This is a genomic window from Elstera litoralis (assembly GCF_000963705.1).
Classification (GTDB): Bacteria; Pseudomonadota; Alphaproteobacteria; order Elsterales; family Elsteraceae; genus Elstera; species Elstera litoralis.
In genome coordinates, this window is record NZ_LAJY01000025.1 from 1 (window position 1) to 4752 (window position 4752).

The 4752-nt window shown below is 61.8% G+C and carries 3 protein-coding genes and 1 pseudogene; all 4 read right to left on the minus strand.

Annotated features, from left to right (window positions below):
- Nucleotides 1–279 (minus strand): biotin/lipoyl-containing protein (locus VZ95_RS01590; protein ID WP_045774324.1); only part of this gene is annotated, 279 nt, incomplete at its 3' end.
- Nucleotides 280–348: 69 nt separating this feature from the next.
- Entirely contained in the window at nucleotides 349–3258 is a 2910-nt protein-coding gene (locus VZ95_RS01595) for a 2-oxoglutarate dehydrogenase E1 component (protein WP_045774325.1), read from the minus strand.
- A 45-nt stretch (nucleotides 3259–3303) separates the two neighbouring features.
- Nucleotides 3304–4182, minus strand: a complete 879-nt coding sequence (sucD, locus tag VZ95_RS01600) for a succinate--CoA ligase subunit alpha (RefSeq protein WP_045774326.1) — start codon at nucleotides 4180–4182, stop codon at nucleotides 3304–3306.
- 2 nt (nucleotides 4183–4184) lie between these two features.
- Nucleotides 4185–4752, minus strand: a pseudogene (sucC, locus tag VZ95_RS01605) (succinate--CoA ligase subunit beta); the annotation flags it as partial.

Consider the following 4752-nt stretch of genomic DNA (forward strand, 5'->3'; position numbering starts at 1 on the left):
GGGCGGGGCTGCTGCCGGCGTTGCCGCCGGTTTGGCCGCGCCATCGCCGCCAATCATACCGAGCAGGGCCGCAACGCCAACGGTAACGCCTTCCGCCGCGACGATATCGGTGAGCGTGCCCGCCGCCGGGGCGTTCACTTCCAACGTCACCTTATCGGTTTCAAGCTCGACCAGCGCTTCATCGGCCTTCACCGAATCGCCAACCTTCTTGAGCCATTTGGCTACCGTTGCTTCCGAGACCGATTCGCCCAGGGTGGGGACTTTGATTTCGATGGCCATTCTATCCTCGAACCTTAGAACCGAGGGGCACGGCCCGATGACCGCGCCCAGTTGAGTTTCGTGCTGGGCTTAACCGACGGTCAGAGCGGTATTCACCAGCCCCGCCTGTTCGAGATTGTGACGCTTCAGCAAGCCCGTCGCCGGAGCCGCCGCCGCGACGCGGCCGACATAGACCGGGCGCTGCGTTTTATGGTTGATCCGCGTCAGCGTGCCTTCGATGCGGCGGTCGACGAAGAACCACGCGCCTTGGTTTTCCGGCTCTTCCTGACACCAGACGATATCGGCGTTCGGGTAGAGCGCCAATTCGTCGCCCAGGGCTTCATCCGGGAACGGATAAATCTGCTCCAGGCGGACGATGGCGATATCCTTCTGGCCGCGCTTCTCGCGCTCGGCGGCGAGATCGTAATAGACCTTGCCGGTGCAGATCACGACGCGCTTCACCGCCTCATTCGCCACCAAGTCGCCCTCGTTGCCGAGCACGCGATGGAAGGACGATTCCGGCCCGAAATCGGCCAGATTGGACTGGCACGCCTTCAGGCGCAGCAGCGACTTCGGCGTCATAATAATCAGCGGCTTGCGGAAATCGCGGCGGATCTGACGGCGCAGGGCGTGGAAATAATTCGCCGGGGTCGTGAGATTGCAGATCTGCATATTGTCTTCGGCGCAGAGCTGAAGGAACCGCTCGGGCCGGGCCGAGCTATGTTCCGGCCCCTGGCCCTCGTAGCCGTGCGGCAGCAACATGACGAGGCCCGACATGCGCAGCCACTTTGATTCCGACGAGCAGATGAACTGGTCGATAATGACCTGCGCGCCATTGACGAAATCGCCGAACTGGCCTTCCCACAGTACCAAAGCGTGCGGTTCGGCCATGCTGTAGCCATAGTCGAAGCCGAGCACCGAGGCTTCCGCCAGGGGGCTGTCGATGACTTCATAGCGCGACTGCTTGCCTTCAGGGCGCAGATTATTGAGCGGCTCGTAGCGCGCTTCCGTATCCTGATCGATCAGCACGGAATGGCGTTGGCTGAACGTGCCACGCCCCGAATCCTGGCCCGACAGGCGCACCGGCACACCTTCGACGAGAAGCGTACCGAAAGCCAAAGCTTCCGCCGTGGCCCAATCAATCCCCTCGCCGGTTTCGAACGCCACCCGCTTGGCTTCGAGCTGGCGCACGATCTTGCGGTTAACGTTGAAGCCTTCGGGATATTTCGTCAGGCCGAGGCCGACTTCCTTCAACACGTCCGGGGCAACGCCGGTCGCGCCGCGACGATCATCGTTCGGCGCGGTCTTCATGCCCGTCCATTTGCCTTCAAGCCAATCAGCCTTGTTGGGCTTATAGGATTTGGAGGCGTCGAATTCCTGCTCCAGATGATCGAAGAAGCGGTTCACTTCGGCTTCCGCTTCCGCCTTGGTCATCAGCCCTTCCGCGATCAGGCGATCTTCGTAGATCTGCCGTGTCGTCGGGTGGGTCGCGATCTTGCGGTACATCAGCGGCTGGGTGAACGCGGGCTCGTCGCCTTCGTTATGGCCGTGGCGGCGGTAGCAGACGATATCGATGACGACATCGCGCTTAAACATCATGCGGAATTCGATGGCGATGCGCGAGGCATGCACCACGGCTTCGGGATCGTCGCCATTGATGTGGAAAATCGGCGCCTGCACGGCTTTAGCCAGATCCGACGGATAGGGCGTGAAGCGCGAGTAGGAGGGGGCCGTCGTGAAGCCGATCTGATTGTTCACGATGAAATGGATGGTGCCGCCGGTGCGATAGCCGCGCAATTCGGCCAGCGCCAGCGTTTCGGCAACGAGGCCTTGGCCCGCAAACGCCGCATCGCCGTGCAGCAGCATCGCCATTACCTTGGTACGATCCGTATCGCCGCGCTGTTCCTGCTTGGCGCGCACCTTGCCGACCACGACCGGATCGCAGGCTTCGAGATGGGAGGGGTTCGCCGTCAGCGACAGATGGACCATCTTGCCGTCGAACTCGCGGTCCGCCGAGGTGCCCAGATGGTACTTCACGTCGCCCGAGCCCTGCACATCGTCCGGGCTCGCGGAATTGCCCTGGAACTCGCTAAACAAAGCCTTGAACGGCTTCACCATCACATTGGTGAGAATGTTCAAGCGGCCGCGATGGGGCATGCCGAACACGACTTCTTCAAGACCCAATTGGCTGCCGCGCTTCAGCACCTGCTCGATGGCCGGAACCAGGGTTTCGCCGCCTTCGAGGCCGAAGCGTTTCGTGCCGGTGTATTTCTTATCGAGGAAGCGTTCCAGCCCCTCGGCGGCAATCAGGCGCTCGTAAATGGCGCGCTTGCCGCGCGGGGTGAAATCGGTGGTGTTTTCGGTGACGCCTTCGATGCGCTGCTGAATCCACAGGCGCTGTTCCGGGTCTTGAATATGCATATATTCAATGCCGATGGTGCGGCTATAGACCGCCCGGCAGCGCGCCACGATTTCGCGCAGCGTGGCAACTTCAAACCCCAACTGACCGCCGACATAGATTTGCCGGTCAAGATCGGCGCTGGTGAAGCCATGATGTTCGAGGGTCAGATCGTCCACCGGCTTCGGCGGCTCCAGCCCCAAGGGGTCGAGCGTCGCTTCCAGATGGCCGCGAATCCGGTAGGTGCGGATCAGGATCATCGCCTGAATGCTGTCGCGCGCAGCGGCGCGCAGCGTGGCATTATCCAGCGTCGGCACCGCGTCATTGGCGACGGGGGCCGGTTTGGCCGGAGCCTTGCCGCCCTTGGCCGGAACGGCGGCGGCGGGATCATCCGCCCCGACGATCCGGGTCCGCGCCCGTGCCCAGCTTGCCCCCTTCAACTCGCCTAAGACGGCGCGCGCATCATCGTCGAGCCCGGCGAAAAACGCCGCCCAACTGGGATCGACCGAGGCAGGGTCGACCAAATACTGCGCGAAGATTTCGGCGATATAGGTGGCGTTGCCACCCGTAAGGAAGGAGTTCTGAGCGAGGGCGTGTGCCATAAACAACCGGCGGGGCAGATGCCCCGCCGCCTTCGGGTTAGAGGTTTATCGGGCGTTCATCAGCGACAGCATGGTGCTGCCGAGATCGGCCGGGGATTCGGCGACGGCAATACCCGCCGCTTTCATCGCATCGACCTTAAAGTCCGCCGTATCATTACCACCGGAAATCACCGCACCGGCATGGCCCATGCGGCGGCCCGGCGGGGCGGTGCGACCGGCGATGAAGCCGACGACCGGCTTTTTCGTGCCGGAGGCTTGCAAGAACTCGACGCCGCGCACTTCTGCATCGCCGCCGATTTCGCCGATCATGATGATCCCTTCGGTTTCGGGATCCTTCACGAACAGCTCCAGCGTATCGACAAAGTTGGTGCCATTGACCGGATCACCGCCGATGCCGACGCAGGTCGTCTGGCCCAGGCCGGTTGCCGTGGTTTGCGCCACGGCTTCATAGGTCAGCGTGCCGGAGCGCGAGACGATACCGATCTTGCCGCGCTTGTGAATGTGACCGGGCATAATGCCGATCTTGCATTCGCCCGGCGTGATGATGCCGGGGCAGTTCGGGCCGATCAGGCGCGTTTTGGAGCCCAGCAGGGCACGCTTCACGCGGATCATGTCCTGAACCGGGATGCCTTCGGTGATGCAAACGGCGAGTTCAATTTCGGCATCGATGGCTTCGAGGATCGCATCGGCGGCGAAGGGCGGCGGCACATAGATCACCGTCGCATTCGCGCCGGTTTTCGCCACCGCATCGGCGACCGTATCGAAAACCGGAAGGTCGAGATGCTTCGTGCCGCCCTTACCGGGGGTCACGCCGCCGACCATTTGGGTGCCGTAGGCAATCGCCTGTTCCGAGTGAAAAGTCCCCTGCGCGCCGGTGAAGCCCTGGCAGATGACCTTCGTATTCTTATTGACCAGAACAGCCATGATTACGCGGCCTCCTTCACAGCCTTCACCACCTTGGCGGCGGCATCGGCAAGATTATCGGCGGAAAGGATCGGCAAGCCGGATTCGGCGAGGATCTTCTTCCCTAACTCTACATTGGTGCCTTCGAGGCGAACCACCAGGGGCACGTTCAGGCTGATCTCGCGGGCAGCAGCCACCACGCCTTCGGCGATCACGTCGCAGCGCATGATACCGCCGAAGATATTCACCAGAATACCTTCGACGTTCTTATCGCCGAGGATGATCTTAAAGGCCTGGGTAACGCGCTCTTTAGTCGCGCCGCCGCCGACATCGAGGAAGTTGGCCGGCTCGCCGCCGTACAACTTGATAATGTCCATCGTGGCCATCGCCAGACCGGCACCGTTCACCATGCAACCGATATTGCCATCGAGCTTTACATAGGAAAGCTGATGCTTGGCGGCTTCGGTTTCGGCGGGGTCTTCTTCGTCTTCATCGCGCAGAGCTTCGACATCCTGATGCCGGAACAGCGCGTTATCGTCGAAGTTCATCTTGGCATCGAGGGCGATGATATCGCCCGCGCCGGTCACGACC